Annotated in this window: 18 protein-coding genes; 8 read left to right on the forward strand and 10 right to left on the reverse strand. The window is 68.0% G+C overall.

Annotation, left to right across the window (positions count from 1 at the left end):
* Window positions 1–65 precede the first annotated feature (65 nt).
* Window positions 66–1,109: a C-terminal binding protein gene (locus ACFHNC_RS07550; RefSeq protein ID WP_437168610.1), complete on the reverse strand. Its 1,044-nt coding sequence runs from the start codon at window positions 1,107–1,109 to the stop codon at window positions 66–68.
* Between the two features lie 105 nt (window positions 1,110–1,214).
* Between ACFHNC_RS07550 and ACFHNC_RS07555 the strand changes: the two genes are divergently transcribed.
* On the forward strand, window positions 1,215–1,976 hold the full coding sequence (locus ACFHNC_RS07555; protein ID WP_437168611.1) for an SDR family oxidoreductase: 762 nt from the start codon (window positions 1,215–1,217) through the stop codon (window positions 1,974–1,976).
* A gap of 4 nt (window positions 1,977–1,980) precedes the next feature.
* On the opposite strand, the gene ACFHNC_RS07560 is transcribed toward ACFHNC_RS07555, so the two are convergent.
* From ACFHNC_RS07560 to ACFHNC_RS07580, 5 genes are all read right to left on the reverse strand, one after another.
* A complete protein-coding gene (locus ACFHNC_RS07560; protein WP_437168612.1) occupies window positions 1,981–2,601 on the reverse strand; it encodes a flavodoxin family protein in 621 nt (206 codons plus the stop codon).
* Between the two features lie 206 nt (window positions 2,602–2,807).
* Entirely contained in the window at window positions 2,808–3,719 is a 912-nt protein-coding gene (locus tag ACFHNC_RS07565) for a carbohydrate ABC transporter permease (RefSeq protein ID WP_437168613.1), read from the reverse strand.
* Window positions 3,712–4,671, reverse strand: a complete 960-nt coding sequence (locus ACFHNC_RS07570) for a carbohydrate ABC transporter permease (RefSeq protein WP_437168614.1) — start codon at window positions 4,669–4,671, stop codon at window positions 3,712–3,714. Before ACFHNC_RS07570 ends, ACFHNC_RS07565 begins: the two co-directional genes overlap by 8 nt.
* Before the next feature lie 57 nt (window positions 4,672–4,728).
* Window positions 4,729–6,078, reverse strand: coding sequence for an ABC transporter substrate-binding protein (locus ACFHNC_RS07575; protein ID WP_437168615.1), 1,350 nt, complete (start codon window positions 6,076–6,078; stop codon window positions 4,729–4,731).
* 36 nt (window positions 6,079–6,114) lie between these two features.
* The gene (locus ACFHNC_RS07580) at window positions 6,115–7,161 is read right to left on the reverse strand and encodes an ABC transporter ATP-binding protein (RefSeq protein WP_437168616.1); all 1,047 of its coding nucleotides are present in this window, start codon (window positions 7,159–7,161) and stop codon (window positions 6,115–6,117) included.
* A 363-nt stretch (window positions 7,162–7,524) separates the two neighbouring features.
* Between ACFHNC_RS07580 and ACFHNC_RS07585 the strand changes: the two genes are divergently transcribed.
* Window positions 7,525–7,794, forward strand: coding sequence for an MFS transporter (locus tag ACFHNC_RS07585; RefSeq protein WP_437168713.1), 270 nt, complete (start codon window positions 7,525–7,527; stop codon window positions 7,792–7,794).
* A gap of 67 nt (window positions 7,795–7,861) precedes the next feature.
* Here ACFHNC_RS07585 and ACFHNC_RS07590 read toward each other — a convergent pair whose 3' ends face one another.
* Together ACFHNC_RS07590 and ACFHNC_RS07595 are read right to left on the reverse strand one after the other, a co-directional pair.
* Entirely contained in the window at window positions 7,862–8,836 is a 975-nt protein-coding gene (locus ACFHNC_RS07590) for an alpha-ketoacid dehydrogenase subunit beta (RefSeq protein WP_437168617.1), read from the reverse strand.
* Window position 8,837: 1 nt separating this feature from the next.
* Complete coding sequence (locus ACFHNC_RS07595) at window positions 8,838–9,827, reverse strand: thiamine pyrophosphate-dependent dehydrogenase E1 component subunit alpha (protein ID WP_437168618.1); 990 nt, start codon at window positions 9,825–9,827, stop codon at window positions 8,838–8,840.
* A 112-nt stretch (window positions 9,828–9,939) separates the two neighbouring features.
* Between ACFHNC_RS07595 and ACFHNC_RS07600 the strand changes: the two genes are divergently transcribed.
* The 3 genes from ACFHNC_RS07600 (at window position 9,940) to ACFHNC_RS07610 (ending at window position 14,135) form a co-directional block, all read left to right on the forward strand.
* Window positions 9,940–10,749 (forward strand): hypothetical protein, encoded by an 810-nt coding sequence (locus tag ACFHNC_RS07600; protein WP_437168619.1) that lies wholly within the window; start codon window positions 9,940–9,942, stop codon window positions 10,747–10,749.
* A gap of 2 nt (window positions 10,750–10,751) precedes the next feature.
* Complete coding sequence (locus tag ACFHNC_RS07605) at window positions 10,752–12,482, forward strand: thiamine pyrophosphate-binding protein (protein WP_437168620.1); 1,731 nt, start codon at window positions 10,752–10,754, stop codon at window positions 12,480–12,482.
* Window positions 12,483–12,560: 78 nt separating this feature from the next.
* Window positions 12,561–14,135, forward strand: a complete 1,575-nt coding sequence (locus tag ACFHNC_RS07610) for an acyl-CoA synthetase (protein ID WP_437168621.1) — start codon at window positions 12,561–12,563, stop codon at window positions 14,133–14,135.
* Here ACFHNC_RS07610 and ACFHNC_RS07615 read toward each other — a convergent pair.
* Entirely contained in the window at window positions 14,132–14,401 is a 270-nt protein-coding gene (locus ACFHNC_RS07615) for a cupin domain-containing protein (RefSeq protein WP_437168622.1), read from the reverse strand. The genes ACFHNC_RS07610 and ACFHNC_RS07615 overlap by 4 nt on opposite strands.
* Window positions 14,402–14,463: 62 nt before the next feature.
* Here ACFHNC_RS07615 and ACFHNC_RS07620 point away from each other — a divergent pair, with 62 nt between their 5' ends.
* From ACFHNC_RS07620 to ACFHNC_RS07630, 3 genes are read left to right on the forward strand one after another with little or no spacing between them, the layout of a single operon-like run.
* Window positions 14,464–15,699 (forward strand): amidohydrolase family protein, encoded by a 1,236-nt coding sequence (locus ACFHNC_RS07620; protein WP_437168623.1) that lies wholly within the window; start codon window positions 14,464–14,466, stop codon window positions 15,697–15,699.
* Between the two features lie 20 nt (window positions 15,700–15,719).
* Window positions 15,720–16,616, forward strand: coding sequence for a polysaccharide deacetylase family protein (locus tag ACFHNC_RS07625; RefSeq protein ID WP_437168624.1), 897 nt, complete (start codon window positions 15,720–15,722; stop codon window positions 16,614–16,616).
* Entirely contained in the window at window positions 16,613–17,500 is an 888-nt protein-coding gene (locus ACFHNC_RS07630; RefSeq protein ID WP_437168625.1) for a polysaccharide deacetylase family protein, read from the forward strand. The genes ACFHNC_RS07625 and ACFHNC_RS07630 overlap by 4 nt, the downstream gene beginning before the upstream one ends.
* Here ACFHNC_RS07630 and ACFHNC_RS07635 read toward each other — a convergent pair.
* Window positions 17,493–17,792, reverse strand: coding sequence for a hypothetical protein (locus ACFHNC_RS07635; RefSeq protein WP_304814124.1), 300 nt, complete (start codon window positions 17,790–17,792; stop codon window positions 17,493–17,495). The two genes, ACFHNC_RS07630 and ACFHNC_RS07635, sit on opposite strands and share 8 nt — an antisense overlap.
* Between the last annotated feature and the right edge of the window lie 52 nt (window positions 17,793–17,844).

Raw genomic sequence — 17,844 nt, forward strand, 5'->3', positions numbered from 1 at the left:
GAGTGATCGTTTGAGAATGCCGGCGGCGCCGCGGGACCGACCTGCCGGCGTTCTCAAATGGTTACCTAGCTATTCGGCCCACGCTCCATCGCATAAGGCTGCCACCGCCGCAGCCCCGAATTCGGCAGCACCGTCGGGTTCACGCAGGACATCGGCCAGCGCCCCGAAAGCACCAGCGCCAACTCCTGTCCCGCACGGCGCTTCCGCGCCTCGTCGAAACGGGCGGATGCGCTGGCATTGTGCGGGGACAGGATCACATGCGGCATGGACAGCAGCGGGTTGTCGGTCTTCACCGGCTCGATCTCGAACACATCGAGGCCCGCGCCGGCGATGCGCTTGGATCGCAGCGCCTCGGTCAGCGCCGCCTCATCCACCGTCGGGCCGCGGCCGGTATTGATGAAGATGGCGTTGGCTTTCATCTTCGCGAAGTGGCGTGTGGTCAGCATATGGCCGGTATCCGGCGTCGCCGGCGCGTGCATCGACACGAAGTCGGATTGCGCCAGCACCTCATCAAGGCTGCAGGGTACCACGCCGAGGGCGGACATGGTCAGCTCGTCCACGAAGGGGTCGTAGGCCACCATGCGCAGTCCGAAGGCCTTCGCACGCATCGCCACGAGCCGCGCCACGCGGCCGAAGGCGACGAAGCCCAGCGTCTGGCCCATCAGCCGCGGCACGGTCGACAGCTGCGGCCGGCCCTCCGTCCAGCGTCCCTCACGCACCATCCGATCCTGCTCGATGCAGCGCCGATGCGTGGCCAGCAGCAGCATCATGGCGTGGTCGGCAACCTCCTCGATGAAGGTGTCGGGGCAGTTGGTCACCGCGATGCCCTGCGCGGTGGCGGCCACCACATCCACATAATCCACGCCGACGGTGGCGCAGGTGATGACCTTGGCCTTGGTGAGCGCCTTGATCATCCGGTCCGAAATCCGCATGCCCTTGGCATAAACCGCATCGGCTTCTGGCGCCGCGGCGCTGAAGCCTTCCTCCGTCGCCGGGCATTCCACGATCTCCGCGCCGAGCCGTTCCAGCGCCTCCATCTCCAGCGCATAGCCGCCACCGGCCGTGGTGAAGGATGCGCCTGCGGGCGTCAGGATTCGCGGCTTGGACATGGCTGTGTTTCCCCTTTGGTTGGATGCAGGCTCGCATGCGTTGCGGGGGGCCGACAAGCGCACGGGGCGCTGCTAGCCTGCGATGACAGCAAGGGAGAAGCGAAGATGGCGCGTTTGCAAGGCAAGGTGGCTTGGGTGACGGGCGCGGGCAGCGGCATCGGCGAAGCCGCCGCGCTGGCCTTGGCGGAGGAAGGCACGGAACTGGTGCTGACCGGCCGCCGCAGCGCGCCGCTTCAGGATGTGGCGGCGCGCATCACCGCGAAAGGCGGGAAAGCCCATGTGCAGCCGGCGGACATGATGGATGCAACGGCCGTGCAGGCCGTGGGTGCCTTCCTGGCCGACAAGTTCGGGCGTCTCGATATCCTGGTGAACAATGCCGGGCTGAACATCCAGCCGCGGCGCTGGGCCGTGCTGGATACGGATGGGGTGGATGAGCTGGTACGCGGCAACCTCGCCTCCGCCTTCTATGCGGTGACGGTGGCGCTGCCGCTGATGCGGCCGCAGAAGGACGGTGTGCTGATCCACACCGCCTCCATGGCTGGGCGCAACATCTCAATGCTCTCCGGCGCCGGCTACACCGCGGCGAAGCACGGCGTGGTGGCGATGAGCCACACAATCAACATGGAAGAATGCGTCAACGGCATCCGCAGCTGCGCGCTGCTACCGGGGGAGGTGGCGACCCCCATCCTCGACAAGCGCCCGAACCCGGTCAGCCCGGAGGAACGCGCGAAGATGGTGCAGTCCGAGGATGTCGGCGACCTGGTCCGCTACATCGCCTGCCTGCCAAAGCATGTGACGATCAACGAGGTCTGGATCACACCGACACACAACCGCAGCTACGTGGCGGCACTGGGCCAAAAGCTGTAGCGGTTCAGTCCTCGGGCTGCCCGGGATAGGGCGCGGCCTGCAGCAGCCCGGCCAGATGCGCCGCGGTGGCGGCCATCATGGCGGCCGTCTGCTGGGTTTTTTCCGGCACGGGGTCGAGGTCCTTGAAGACAACCGACCCCATCGCCTCGCCCACCCAGTAGCAGCTGGCCGAAGGCGGGATGGTCCAGCCGACATCGGCCAGCGCCTGGTAGATCTGCGCGGCGCAGGCGTGGGCGCCGTCCTCGTTGCCGACGATCGCGGTGACGGCGACCTTGCCGTAGCTCGGCATCCGGCCCTTGTCGTCGGTCTCCGAGATGAAGGCATCCATCCGTTCCAGCACGCGCCGTGCGACGCTGCTCGGCCCGCCGAGCCAGATCGGGCCGCCGAAAATCAGGATGTCGCAAGCCAGGATCTTCGCCCGCAGCGTCGGCCAGTCATCGCCCGGCCCCTCATCCGATGTGACGCCGGGCTTGATGTTCAGCGCAGCGACACGAACCGTCTCGGTGACTTCCACCTTCTGCTTCACGAAGGCGGCCTTGACCACGGCGAGCATGGCATCGGTGGAGGACGCGTCGCTGGCGTCGGATTTCAGTGTGCAGTTGAGGGCAATGGCCTTGAGGGGCATGGCGGATCTCCGGATCGGCGCAAGGCAAGCGCCGCTCCGGCGATCCGGTTCCCTGGTTGTACCCATGCCCATTGATCGAGACCTGCGTCCGCCGCAGGCGGGCGAGCGCCCGAATGGGCACCGCGGCTTATGCCGCGAAGCCACGCCCGCGGATGCGGGCACCGGCGCATGAGGCGCGGATCGGTCAAGATCCGCAGAATTTGGCTCTATTCCTTCACGGCGCCGGTCAGGGACGAAACGTAATAGTCCACGAAGAAGGAATAGAAGATCGCGACGGGCAGGGACCCCAGCAGCGACCCCGCCATCAGCGCGCCCCACTGGTACACGTCGCCCGTCACCAGCTCCGTCAGGATCGCCACCGGCACTGTCTTGTTCTCGCTGCTCTGGATGAAGGCCAGCGCGTAGATGAACTCGTTCCAGGACAGGGTGAAGCTGAAAATGCCCGCTGAGATCAGGCCGGGAACGGCCAGCGGCAGCGTGATCTGCCACAGGATCTGCACCCGCGTCGCGCCATCGATCAGCGCGCATTCCTCCAGCTCGAACGGGATGGATTTGAAATAGCCGATCAGCAGCCAGGTGCAGAACGGAATCAGGAAGGTCGGGTAGGTCAGGATCAGCGCGAAGGGCGTGTCGAACAGGCCGAGCTGGAACACCATGGTGGCAAGCGGAATGAACAGGATGGACGGCGGCACCAGATAGGCCAGGTAAATCGCCAGCCCCACATACTGGCTGCCCTTGAAGCGCAGCCGCTGGATCGCATAGGCGGCCAGCACGCTGGCGAACAGCGAAAGGATGGTGGCGCAGACGGATACCAGCATCGTCGTCCACAGCCACTTCGGATAGGCCGTCTCAAACAGCAGCATCCGGATGTGGTCCAGCGTGGGCGAGGTGATCCAGAACGGGTTGTGCTGCGCGAAGTCGTACAGCTCGGCGTTCGGTTTGAACGCCGTCACCGTCATCCAGTAGAAGGGAAACAGCAGGATGACGAGGAAGCAGCACAGCGGCAGATAGAGCAGCACGAAACGGCGGGACTTGCTGTCCCACGCCATCGTCTCCAGCTGCGCGGAGGACGTGTTGGTGGACTTCGCTTCCTTCGGTACCACGGCGGCGTCAGTCATTGCCCTCTCCCTGCTGCCACTTGCGCCGTGCCAGGCCATAATAGCTGAACAGCGTGGCGAAGACGAGGAACGGGATCATGGAGACGGCGATCGCCGCGCCTTCACCCAACTGCCCGCCCTGGATGCCTCGCTGGAAAGCCAGTGTGGCCAACAGATGTGTCGAATTCACCGGACCGCCGCGGGTAATCGCATAGACCAGCTGGAAGTCGGTGAAGGTGAAGATGATGGAGAAGGTCATCACGATGGCCAGGATCGGCAGCAGCATCGGGAAGGTGATGTAGCGGAACCTCTGCCAGCCGCTCGCCCCATCCAGCAGCGCCGCCTCATACAAGGAGGGCGGGATGGTCTGCAGCCCGGCGAGCAGGGTGATCGCCACGAAGGGAATCCCGCGCCAGATATTCGCCGCGATCAGCGACCAGCGCGCCGGCCAGGCGGTGTTGATGAAATCGATATTCTGGTCCCGCCAGCCCAGGACATCCACGAAGACGTAGGAGATGATGGAGAATTGCGGATCGTAGATCCACCAGAACGCGATGGCGGACAGCACGGTCGGCACGATCCACGGCAGCAGGATGATGGCGCGCAGCATGGATTTGAATGGCACATGCTGGTTCAGCAGCAGCGCCAGCCACAGCCCGAGCGCGAATTTCCCGATCGTCGCGACGCCCGTGTAGAAGACGCTGAAGAACACCGCGCTCCAGAAGATCGGGTCATCCATCAGCCAGATGAAGTTCTCGAGCCCGACCCAGATACCCTCCCGCCCGATCGTCGCATCGGTGAAGGCCAGCCAGATGCCGAGGCCTAGCGGGTAGGTCAGGAAGGTCATCAGCAGCCCGACGGCGGGCAGCAGGCAGATGAAGGCAAGAAACGGCTTCCAGTCGAACAGCCGCGAGAGCGCGCCCTGTTTCGGGCGCATCTTGGTCCAGACCGGCGCGGCGGTTGTCGCGGACATGGTGGTTTCCTGGATAGGGAAGCGGCGCCCGCGTGATGCGGGCGCCGCGGGTTTGGGCTAGCGGCGGGCGCGGAAGAAGCGGCGGGCGCGGCGTTCTGCCTCGGCGGCCGCCTGCTGCGGCGTGGCCTGGCCGGATGCGACGGAGGCGCACATCTGCACCATGACGTAATCCGCATTCGCCGCCGCCGAGGCCTGGCTGATCGGCCCCTTGTAGCCGGCGTAGAAGGTCGTATCCATCACGCCCTTGAACACCGAGACCTTCGGGTCCGAATCCCATACGGCGCTGTTGGAATAGGCGTTCAGCGGCTGCGACCAATAGCCGAGATTGGCCTGCAGCCACGGGTCGTACTGCGGCGTCTCCAGAAGGAAGGCGAGCAGCGCCTTGGACGCATTCGGGAAGCGGCTGTGCTTGAACACCATGGCGTTCAAGGTCAGCCCCGCCATCGGTGACGTCGCGGCGAGACCCTTCGGCAGCAGCGAGTGTTCCGTGTCATCGGCGATCGCCCGCATCGCCGGGTCGTTCTTAAGCGAGAAGTACAGCGACACGCCGTTCGCAGTCAGGTGGCATTCGCCAGCCGAATAGGCGCGGTTGTTGCTGATGTCGCCCCAGGCGACCGTGCCCGGGATGAAGGTGGCATACAGCTCCTTCAGGTATTCGAGGGAGGCGATGGTCTCGCGGCTGTTGATGGCGACCTCGTTGTTCTCATCAACCAGGAAGCCGCCGAAGGACCAGACCAGCCACTGCGCGAAGCCGTTGCCGTCACCCACTGCATTGCCCAGCGCGAAACCGGCCGGCTTGCCGGCAGCCTTCAGCGCCTGGCACAGCCGCAGGAAGCCGGCATGATCCTCGGGCGGCCGTTCGAAGCCGGCCGCATTCACCGTAGATTTGCGCCATACCAGCGGGCCGCCGGACGCGCCGAAGGGCAGGCCGAGCCAGGCTTCGCTGCCCGCGCGCTTGCCGTAGCGCTGCGCCATCGCCTTCCAGCCACCGTACTTCTGACCGATGTAGGCGGCCACATCCGTCAGCTCGACCAGCTTGTCGGAATAGATGTGCGGCGCCTCGTTGAAGCCGATGATCAGGTCCGGCCCGGCGCCCGTATTGGCGGTGACGGCGGTCTGCTGGGTGATGTCCTCCCACCCCACGAAATCCACGCGGACCTCGACGCCGGTCTGCTGGGTGAAGCGCGCGCAATTGGCGCGGAACACCTCCTCATCCGGCTGCACGAAGCGCACCGGGCGCAGCATGCGCAGCGTGGCGCCACGCTCGATGGGCAGGTTGGGCGCGGTGGCGGCCTGGGTCGGGATGGAGCTGGCGCGCGGGCTGCTGCCCTGCGCGGCCGCCTGGCCTGCGACAACCGCGGCACCGCTGAGCGCAAGTGCCGCACGACGGGTGATGAGATGTGCCATTTTTCTTGGTTTCCTCCTGCTTGGTTTTTATTGGCGTCAGCTCGGCAGGCGCGCTCCATCCGGTCCGAAAAGATGCACCAGGCCGAGATCGGGAAGCACCCGCAGCTTGTCGCCCGGGCGGCCCTGCACACGCTCCCGGAAGGCGCCGGTGAGCACCGTCTCACCGAGCCGCAGGGTGACCTGGGTCTCCGACCCGGTCGGCTCCACCAGCACGATGGTGCCTTCCACGCCGTCCTCCGAGAGGCTCATATGCTCCGGGCGGATGCCGTAGGTGGCGGCATTGGTGGGTGCATGGGGTGGCAGGGGCAGCAGGGCGCCGTTCGGGATGCGGAAGCCGCGATCCGTCACGGTGCCGGGCAGCAGGTTCATCGCGGGGCTGCCGATGAAGCCGGCGACGAACAGGTTGGCCGGCTTATCATACAGCGCCAACGGTGCGCCCGCCTGCTCGATCCGCCCACCATTCATCACCACGATCTGATCGGCCATGGTCATGGCCTCGATCTGGTCATGCGTGACGTAGATGGTCGTGGTGCCAAGCCGTTGCTGCAATTCGCGGATCTCGGAGCGCATCTGCACGCGCAGCTTGGCATCGAGATTCGACAGTGGCTCGTCGAACAGGAACACCTGCGGGTGGCGGACGATGGCGCGCCCCATCGCCACGCGCTGCCGCTGCCCGCCCGAAAGCTGGCGCGGGTAGCGGTCCAGCAGCGCATCCAGGCCGAGGATCTTGGCGGCGCGCTGCACCTCATCCTCCATGATGTCGGCCGGTGCCTTGGCCAGCTTCATGGAGAACGCCATGTTCTGGCGCACCGTCATGTGCGGGTAGAGCGCGTAGTTCTGGAACACCATCGCGATGTCCCGGTCCTTCGGCGGCACGTTGTTCACCACGCGCCCGTCGATCGCGATCTCGCCGCCGCTGATGTTCTCAAGCCCCGCGATCATGCGGAGCAGCGTTGATTTGCCGCAGCCGGATGGGCCAACCAGGACGACGAATTCGCCATCCGAGATTTCCACATCGACGCCATGCAGGATGCGGGTGGTGCCGAAGGATTTGAGCGCCTGCCGCACCGAGACCGTTGCCATATTCTCGTTCCGTCCCCCCGCGTGCCGCCTTTACCGGGGCTACGCATGGCAAGGCTACACATGCCTCCGCGCCGGGCGCAACCTCGGCACTGCACGGGCGGGGTGCCACTTTGCTGGGCGAAGTCGTTGCAGCCGAGGCCGGGCCGCATGGCGGCCACGCTGCGCGCTGCATTGGACGCTGTTCCAGTGCGGGGTTAGACGAAATGCTGCATGGCAGCAAAATGGATCACAGGATGCCGGAGCATTACAGGCGCCTTGCCGCTTTGCTTGGCGCGCTGACGGCACTGGGACCGCTCGGCATCGACATGTACCTGCCGGCCTTCCCGGCCATGGGCGCGGATCTCGCCGCCAGGCCCCGCCGCCATCCAGCGCACGCTGGCGGTGTTCCTGCTGGGCATGGCGGCTGGGCAGTTTTTCTATGGCCCGCTGTCCGATCGTGTAGGTCGCAGGCTACTGCTGTTCCTCGGCATGGCTGTCTTCACGCTCGCCTCCATCGGCTGCGCGCTGGCGGCCTCCGCGGAGGCGCTGGTGTGGCTGCGGCTGGCGCAGGCTCTGGTTGGCTGCATCGGCGCCCTGGTGGCGCGCTTCTCGGCGCCATCGGCGGCACCTCCGCGCTCGCCATGGGTGTGCTGATCGCGCTTGCCGGCTGTTCGGGGCTGGTGGCGCATCTGGGGCTGAAGCGCTTCCGGCCCCAGCCGATCTAGGCGCGCATCAGCGCCTCCGCCGCCGCCACCACCTTCGCGGTATCCACCTTCAGCGCATCCTCCAGCGGCGGCGCGAAGGGCACCGGCACGCGCGGCTGGCCGAGGCGGGCCACCGCCTTCACCTGCGCCGGGCCCAGCCGCTCGATGATGCGTGCGACGATCTCCGCGCCGAAGCCGCCGGTGGTCACCGCCTCATGCACCACCAGCAGCCGCCCGGTGCGCGCGACGGAGGCGACGACGGCCGCCTCGTCCCAGGGCCACAGCGTCCGCAGGTCCAGCACATCCGCCTTGATGCCGCGCGCCGCCAGCATCCCTGCGGCTTCCTCAACCTGCGGCACGATGGCGGACCAGGTGACGATGGTGAGGTCGTCGCCGCGATGCGCGTGGCGCGCCTGGCCGAACGGGATCGGCGCGATGATGTCCGGCACCTCGCCGGTCAGCGGGAACAGGTTCTTCGGGTCGAAGAACAGCACCGGGTCATCGCTGCGCAGCGCCGTCACCAGCAGCCCCGCGGTATCCGCGGGCGTCGATGGCACCACCACCACCAGGCCCGGGATATGGGTGAACCAGCTTTCCAGCGTCTGCGAATGCTGCGCGGCGGAATTGCGCCAGATGCCGTGCGGCATTCGGATCACCACCGCGGGCCGCGCCTGACCGCCGAACATGTAGCGCACCTTGGCGATCTGGTTCACCAGCTCATCCATCGCGCACATGACGAAGTCGAAGATCCGCATCTCGATGATCGGCCTGGTGCCGACCAGCGCGGCGCCGAGCCCCGCGCCCATGATGACGCTCTCGCTGATCGGCGTGGAGACGATGCGGCTTTCGCCGAATTCATCGAGGAAGCCGCGATACTGTCCGAACAGCCCACCGCGCGCGACATCCTCCCCCAGCACCCAGATGCTCGGGTCGCGGCGCATTTCCTGCAGCGCGGCGCGGCGGGAAGCCTCCACAAGCGTGATCTCGGCCATCTCAGTCAGCCCCCTGCATCGCACCGCAATCCTGCACGTCTTCCCAGGCGACGGCCGCATCCGGCCAGGGCGCGCTGAGCGCATCGGCACGGGCGGTGGACATTTCAGCGAAGGCCTCGCCCCTGATACCCTCGAGCTCGGCGGTGGCGACGCCCTCCGCCAGCAGGCGGTCGCGCAGGCGACCGAGCGGCTCCGCCGCCTGTGCGGCTTCCACCTCCGCGGTGCGGCGCCAGGCGGCGGGGTCTGTGCTGGTATGGCCGGTGAGACGATAGGTGGTGGCATGCAACAGCTGCGGGCCGGAGCCGGCGCGGATCTCCGCCACCATCTGCGCCGCCGCCGCATCCACCGCCGCCGCATCATTGCCATCCACCGCCACCGTGGGCACGCCGAGGGAGGCCGCGCGCGCGGCAACCCCGGGTCCGGCGGTGACGCTGGCGGTCGCCGTGAAGGCGGCTACCCCGTTGTCCTCGCAGACGAACAGCACCGGCAGCCGGTACAGCGCCGCCCAGTTCAGCCCTTCCAGGAAGGGGCCGCGATTGATGGCGCCGTCGCCGAAGAAGCAGGCGACGATGGAATCCTGCCCCAGCAGCTTCAGCCCCTGTGCGGCGCCGACCGCAATCGGGATGCCGCCCGCCACCACGCCATTGGCGCCCAGCATGCCGACGCTGAAATCGGCGATATGCATGGACCCGCCCTTGCCGCGGCAATGCCCGCCGGCGCGGCCGAACAGCTCCTCCATCATGCCGGCGACCCCCGCGCCCTTGGCCAGCGCATGGCCATGGCCGCGGTGGTTGGAGGTGATGCGGTCATCCGGCCGGAGATTCATGCAGAGGCCGGCGGCCACACCCTCCTGGCCGATCGAGACATGCAGCGGCCCCGGGATCTCGCCGGCCTTGTGGGCGGCCAGGGCGGTTTCCTCGAAGGCGCGTATGCGGCACATGGTGGTATACAGCGCGATCAGCCGCGCGCGATTATCGCCCGTTTTGGTCATCCGCTTCCCCCCATGGCCGCCCCCTTCGTGCCGCACTTCTCACGGTGGCCGGCCAGGGGGCTTGCGGAGCATGCGACAGCGCGCGAAGGAATCAAGCCGGGGGGTACTGAACATGGCCGACGTGGTTCCGTTGGTTGTCGATAGTGTGACGCAGCTGGATGCGGCCTCGCGTGGGCGGGTGGCCTGCTGCGGCAGTCATGGCGCGGTCTATGCCGCCTGGTATGCGGCGCGGCACGGCGTGGCAGGGCTGCTGCTGCATGATGCTGGAATCGGCCGGGACCGGGCGGGTGTTGGCGGCATCTTCTGGCTGGAATCCCGCTTCGTGCCCGCCGCCGCCGTGGCGCATGAAAGCGCCCGCATTGGCGATGGCGCGGATATGCTGGCGCGCGGCGTGCTCTCCAACGTCAATGGCCCCGGCTCCGCACTGGGGTTGAAGATCGGCATGAAGGCTTCCGTCGCGCTGGACCGGCTGCTGGCCGCCAGGCTGCCGGCGGCGGAGGCACCGGGCGGGATGGATGAGGCGCGGCAGGTGGTTTCGGACAGCGGCCCGGTGCAGGTGGTGGCGCTGGATTCGAACGGGCTGGTCGGGCCGGAGGATACGGGGCGCATCATCGTCACCGGATCCCATGGCGGGCTGCTCGGCGGCCGCAAGGCCAGTGCGGTTAAGGCGGATGTGCTGGCCGCCGTCTACAACGACGCCGGCATCGGCGCCGACCGCGCCGGCCTGTCCCGCCTGCCGGCGCTTGCCGAGCGCGGTATCGCGGCTGCCACCGTCTCCGCCTTTTCGGCCCGGATCGGCGATGCGATGAGCAGTTGGGAGGATGGCTACATCTCCGCCCTCAATGAAGCCGCCGAGGCGCGCGGCGCCTGCATCGGCCTGTCCACGCGCGAATTCGTCGCCAAGATGCTGGAGAGTCTTTGACCATGTCTGCCAATGCCACACGCCGGATGACCGGCGGCGCCGCACTTGCCGAGATGCTGAAACTGCATGAGGCCGGGCCGATGTTCGGCATGGGCGGCTTCCAGCTTCTACCTTTCTATGAGGCCTGCCGCGTGCTCGGCGTGCAGCACTACCTGATCAATGACGAACGCTGCGGCGCCTTCGCGGCGGATGCCTATGCGCGCGTCACCAACCGGCCCGGCCTGGCCGATGGCACGCTCGGCCCGGGGGCGACCAACCTGGCGACGGGGCTGGCGGAGGCGTTCAACGCCGGCATGCCGATGGTCGCCATCATCGGCGACGCCAACCGCCAGCACGCCTGGAAGAACATGACGCAGGAGGCACGGCAGTTCGACGTGCTGCGCCCGCTGGTGAAGGAGGCGATCCGCGTCGAAGTGATTTCGCGGATTCCCGAGCACATCCGCCGCGCCTATGCCGTGGCGACCTCCGGCCGTCCCGGCCCGGTCCTGATCGCGGTGCCGGAGGACATTGCCCATGGCGAGCATGATTTCGACGCGGCCGATTTCTGGTTCGACCCGGGCACGCTGCGCGCCCAGGCCCGCCGGTCCCGCCCGGCGCGCGACGACCTGGCCCGCGCCGCCGCGCTGCTGGCCAAGGCGGAACGCCCGCTGATCCTGGCCGGCGGCGGCGTGCATATCAGCGAGGCCCATGAGGCGCTCGCCGCGCTCGCCGAGGCGCAGGGCATTCCGATGGCGCACACCATGTCCGGCAAGGGCGCGGTGGGCTGCAACCATGCGCTGTCGGCCGGCGTCTTCGGCCGCTATTCGCGCATCGCCAACGACCTGATCGGCATGAGCGACTGCCTGCTGGTGGTGGGCTGCAAGTTGGGCGAGATCGCCACCAAGCGCTTCTCCCTGATGCCCGCCGGCGTGCCGCTGATCCATCTGGACATCGTGGCCGAGGAAATCGGCCGCACCACGCGCCAGGATGTGGCGCTGGTGGGCGATGCGCGTTGCGGGTTGGAGGATCTGCTGGCGGAACTCGGCCCGCGTGCCGACCGCCGCGCAAAATGGTGCGCGGAGGTGCCGAGGCGCATGGCGGCCTGGCTGGACTCCGCGAAGGACCGGCTGGAATCGGTGGAATCGCCCATCAACGTCGGCCGCCTGATGGGCGAGCTGAACAAGATGCTGCCCGCGGATGCCGTGCTGGTGGCCGATGGCGGCTTCGCCGGGCATTGGGGCGGGCTGCTGTTCGATACCAAGCGGGCAGGGCGCGGCTTCGTCGCGGATCGCGGTTTTGCGTCAATTGGCTACGGCGTTCCTGGTGGCATCGGGGCGCAGATCGGGGTGGGGAAGGGGCGGCGCGTGGTGGCGTTGACCGGCGATGGCGGCTTCAACATGTCGATGGGTGATCTGGAAACCGCCCGGCGCGTCGGCGCGCCGATCGTTGCCTGCATCTTCAACAATGCGGCATCGGGTTATGTGAAGGCGCTGCAGCACGCCGTCTTCGGCCCCGGCAGCTACCAGTCCAGCGACCTGGTGGAGATGAATTACGCCAACATCGCCAATGCCATGGGCTGCCAGGGCATCCGCGTGGAAGATCCGGAAAAGCTGGCCGGCGCATTGCGGGCGGGGCTGGAGAACACGGACACGCCCACGGTGCTCGACATCGTCGTCACCCGCGACCCGGCCAAGATGCTGCCGGCCGCCGACAACCGGACCCTGAAGGTGAACAAGGGCGACCGCCCCGTCTGATGCGCCCCGTGTAAGGCCGGCCCGCGAGTGGTTCTGGAGCCGGAAGCGGTTTGCCCCCTATCCTGCCGGGAAGGCGGCATGGGGCGGAAAATGGGCGTTGCGACGGCGATGAATCTCGGGCGGCTGCTGACGCAGACCGCGCGCCGCATTCCGGATGCGCCGGCCCTGGTCTGGGGCGACCGCGGCTGGAGTTTCGCCGAGCTGGATGCGCGGGTGGATCTGCTGGCTCAGGCGCTGCGCGGCCTCGGCGTGGCCAAGGGCGACCGTGTGCTGGTGCATTCGCGCAATTCCAACGCGATGTTCGAAAGCCTTTTTGCCTGCTTCAAGATCGGCGCCGTCTGGGTCCCCACCAACTACCGCCTGACGCCGGCGGAGGTCGCGTATCTGGGTGCCTCCTCCCGCGCCGTGGTGATGCTGCGGGATGCGGGCTTCGCGGGCCACGCCACGGCGGTGCGGGAGGCCAGCCCGCATCTGCGCCAGGTGATCGCGGTGGGCGACGCCCAGGGCGATGAGCAGGATTACGAGGCGCTGCTCGCCGCCACCACGCCGCCCGCGCCGGACCATGAGGCGGAGGTGGCGGCGGATGATCCCTGCTGGTTCTTCTACACCTCCGGCACCACCGGCCGGCCCAAGGCGGCGGTGCTGACGCATGGCCAGATGGCCTTCGTCGTCACCAACCATCTGGCGGATCTGGTGCCCGGCACGACGGAACGCGATGCCTCCCTGGTTGTCGCGCCCTTGTCGCATGGCGCCGGCATCCACCAGCTTGGCCAGGTGGCGCGCGGCGCGGTGACGGTGCTGCTGGCGGGTGAAAAGCTGGACCCGGAGGAAACCTGGGCGCTGGTCGCCCGGCATCGCGTGACCAACATGTTCACCGTGCCCACCATCCTGACCGCCCTGGTGCGCCACCCGGCCGCGGACCGGCACGACCATTCCAGTCTGCGCCACGTGATCTACGCCGGCGCGCCGATGTACCAGGCGGATCAGGCGGAGGCGCTGCAAAAACTCGGCCCCTGCCTGGTGCAGTATTTCGGCCTCGGCGAGGTCACCGGCAACATCACCGTGCTGCGGCCGGACCAGCATGTGCCCGCAAATTCCGGAAGCTGCGGCGTGGCGCGGACGGGGATGGACATCGCCATCCTCGACGAGCGCGGCACCCGCCTGCCGCCCGGCGAGATCGGCGAGATCTGCGTCCGCGGCCCGGCCGTCTTCGCCGGTTATTTCGAGAATGAGGACGCCAACCGCCGCGCCTTCGCCGGCGGCTGGTTCCATACCGGCGACCTCGGCCTGCTGGATGCGCGGGGCTTCCTGTTCATCACCGGGCGCGCCTCCGACATGTACATCTCCGGCGGCTCCAACGTGTATCCGCGGGAGGTGGAGGAGGCGATCCTGACCCATCCGGCGGTGGCGGAGGCCGCCGTGGTCGGCCTGCCGCACCCGAAATGGGGCGAGGCAGGCGTCGCCTGCGTGGTCTGCCGCGACGGCGCCATGGTGGAGGAAGCGGCGCTGCTCGCCCACCTCGCGCCGATGCTCGCCCGCTTCAAGCAGCCGCTGCGGGTGGTGGTGTGGGATGCGTTGCCGAAATCCGGCTATGGCAAGGTGCCGAAGGCGCTGATCCGGGCAAAGCTGGAGGAATTGGCGGTCGGCTTCTAGCGCCTGCGCCCGGCGATGTAGCTGACGCCGGTGGCGCCGGCCGTTTCCACATGCGGCGTGTCGCGCGGCACCTCGCACACCTCGCCCGCGCCGTAGCGGCGCCGAATACCGCCCTGGTCCAGGATCAGCGCGCCGGACAGGATCAGCAGGCGCGCATCGAAGGGGTGGCTGTGTTCCGGCGTCGCATCCCCGGCCGGCAGGTCGCGGGCGATGGTTTCCGTAAAGCCGGCCTGCGGCAGCGCCGCCTCGAAGGACTCGCGATCCATCCCCGTCTCCCCCCCTGGTTTTTTATGGTCTAGCCTTGCCGCATCATCGCCTGGAGACCGCCATGTCCGCCACACTCTTCGCTAACGCCCGCATCCTCGACGGCCGAGTCGATGGCGGGATCGAGGGGCATGTCCTGGTCGAAGGCGGAAAGGTGAAGGAGGTTTCGGACAAGCCCATCTCCGCCACCGGCGCCCGGCAGGTGGATCTCGCCGGCCGCACCCTGATGCCGGGGCTGATCGACGCGCATGTGCATGTCATCTCCACCACGGTGAATTTTGGGCTGAATGCGCTGCTGCCGGACGCCGTCATCGCCTTCCGCGCCGCGCGCATCATGAACGGCATGCTGATGCGCGGCTTCACCACCATCCGCGACCTCGGCGGCGCGACGCAGGGGCTGCGCGTGGCGTGGGAGGAAGGCGGCTTCGACGGGCCGCGCATGGTGCTGTGCGGCAAGGCGATTTCCTCGACCGGCGGGCACAGCGATGGCCGCGGGCGCTACGATTCGCGGGACATGCGCTATCTCGAATCCCGCCTCGGCTGCCTCGGCCGGATCGCGGATGGCGTCGATGCGGTGCGCCGTGCGTGCCGGGAGGAGATCAAGGCCGGCGCCGACTACATCAAGATCATGGCCAATGGCGGCGTCGCCAGCCCCACCGACCCCATCGCCTTCCTCGGCTATTCCATGGACGAGATGCGCGCGGCGGTGGAGGAGGCGCAGCTCGCGCAGACCTATGTCGCGGCCCACCTCTACACCGATGAGGCGATCAGCCGCGCCGTCGATGCCGGCGTGCGCAGCCTGGAACACTGCAACCTCATCGAGGAAGCCACCGCCCGCAAGGCCGCCAAGGCCGGCGCCATCGCCTGCCCGACGCTGGTGACCTATGAGGCGCTGAAGAACGAAGGTGCCAGCTTCGGCCTCGGCGCCGAAAGCGTGGCGAAGATCGACACGGTGCGGCTGGCGGGCCTGGCGAGCCTGGAGAAGATGCAGCGCGCCGGCCTGACCATGGCCTATGGCAGCGACCTGCTGGCGGAGATGCATCGCCACCAGTCGGACGAATTCGTCATCCGCGGCCGCGTGCTGCCGGCGATGGAGGTGATCCGCTCCACCACCATCCACGCGGCGAAGCTGCTGCGCATGGAAGGGCAGATCGGCACCATCGAACCCGGCGCCTATGGCGACCTGGTGGTGGTGGAGGGTGATCCGCTGAAGGATCTGTCACTGCTGACCGGGCAGGGCAAGCACCTGTCCGCCATCATGCAGGGCGGCCGCTTCATCAAGGACCAGCTCGCGGCGTGATCCCGCCGAAGGCGCGCGGGATGATATTGCCCGAGGACCGCTACCCGCACGCGCCGCTGCCCTTCCGGCCCAGGCTCACCTGGCCCGGCGGGGCGCGGCTGGCGGTCTGGGTGTGTCCGAATATCGAGCATTACGAATTCCTGCCCGCCCAGCAGGGAAGCCCCCGTGATCCCTGGCCCCGCACGCCGCACCCCGATGTGCTGTCCTATTCGCTGAAGGATTACGGCAACCGCGCCGGCGTCTGGCGGATGATGGTGTGCCTCGACGCGCACGGCATCCGCGGCAGCGTCTCCTTCTCCATGTCTGTCGGGGACATGTTCCCCGAGATCCTCGACGGCATGCTGAAACGCGACTGGGACGTGTTCAGCCACGGCCTGTCCAACACGCGCTACCACTGGAACCTGCCCGAAGACGCCGAGCGCGCAGAGATCGAGGCCAGCGTTGCCGCCTGGAAGCGCATGACCGGAAAGCAGTTGCGCGGCTGGTTCTCACCGGCCGCGTCGAACACGCTGGTCACGCCGGACCTCGTGGCGGAGGCGGGCATTTCCTACCTTTGCGACTTCTACCACGACGATCAGCCGACCCCGATCCGCGTCCGAAGCGGCCGCCTGGTTTCCATCCCCTACAGCATGGACCTCAACGACGCGGTGATGATCGGCGCCGGCGCGGCGGAGGGCGCGGATTTCCTGCGCGCCGGGATCGACATGTTCGAGACGCTGTATGCGGAAGGCGCCACCCAGCCGCGGGTGATGTGCATCGCGCTGCACCCCTACATCATGGGCCGCCCGCACCGCATCCGCTTCCTCGATGCGCTGCTCGGACATATCCGGCGGCATGAGGGGGTATGGTTCGCGACCGGCGCCGAGATGGCCGACTGGTACCTTGCGAACCACTACGACGCCGCGATGCGCGCATGATCCCGCCACGCGGCATGGACCATGCGATCCACCCCTACAGCGCGCAGCCCATCCGGCCGGATTTCCGCTGGCCTGGCGGGGGTCGCGTTGCGGTGTATCTGCTGCTGCATCTGGAGCACACGGAACTTCAGCCGCCCGACGGCACGCATCGCGACCCGCGCTTTCGCGGCGCCTTCTTCAGCGGCAACCCGGACTGGACCACCTACACCCAGCGCGACTACGGCAACCGCATCGGCGCCTGGCGCATCCTGGATCTGCTGGACCGCCTGCAACTGCCGGCCAGCGTCGCCGTCAACCTGATGGCCGCCCAGCGTCACCCGGAACTCGTCGCCGCCTATCGGGATCGCGGGTTCGAGCCGGTGGCGCATGGCCTCTCCGCCAGCCGCATGACCACGAGCCGGATGACCGAGGCGGAGGAGGCCGCGCAGATCATGCAGGTCCGTGATGGCCTGACGAAACTGTGGCCCGGCGCCACCGGCTGGCTGGGCCAGGACCATGGCGCAACGCCGCATACCACGCGCCTTCTGGTAGAAGCGGGCTTCGGCTACGGCCTGGACTGGGCCAATGACGAGGCGCCCTACCTGCACAATTGCGGCCTGCTCGCCCTGCCGCCGCCCGGAGAATGGGACGATGTGCAGACCCTCTGGCTGCGCCGCGTTCCCGCGCCAAGTTGGCCGGCTCTGGTGGCGGAGGCGCTGGACCGGCTGCTGGCGGAACCCCGCGGCGGGCGGGTGCTGGGCCTCGGCATTCACCCCTGGATGCTCGGAGCGCCGCACCGCATCCGCTACCTGGCCGAGGCCCTCGACGATATCGCCCGCCGCACCGACCTGCACATCGCGACCGCCGGCGCCCTGGCCTCGGAGGCCCGCGCCGCGCTCAGATGAACTGCCCGCGCAGGAAGCCCAGCGCGGGCAGGGGGCTCCAGGCCTTGGGCAGGTCGGCGCGGCGAATCGGCGCCACGGAATAGTGCGGCACCGGCTGTTTCGATCGCCGCAGGAAATCCTCGTAGGCCGAGACCTGCTGCGCCCGCCAGGCCCGATCCTCCAGTGCCGCCATGCGGTTGCGATAGACATTGGCCACGCGTGACTTCCGCCCGGCGGTGGCAATCACCGCCCAGAGCGTGTCGTCGTCCCGGGCACCGGCGGAGCCGGCACCGAGAGGGGTGAGGTGCTGCACGGCCTTCAGAATCGCAAACCCGACGCGGGCGGGTCAAGCGCCACCTGTGTCA

Origin of the sequence: Falsiroseomonas sp. E2-1-a4 (assembly GCF_051433165.1) — a bacterium.
Classification (GTDB): Bacteria; Pseudomonadota; Alphaproteobacteria; order Acetobacterales; family Acetobacteraceae; genus Falsiroseomonas.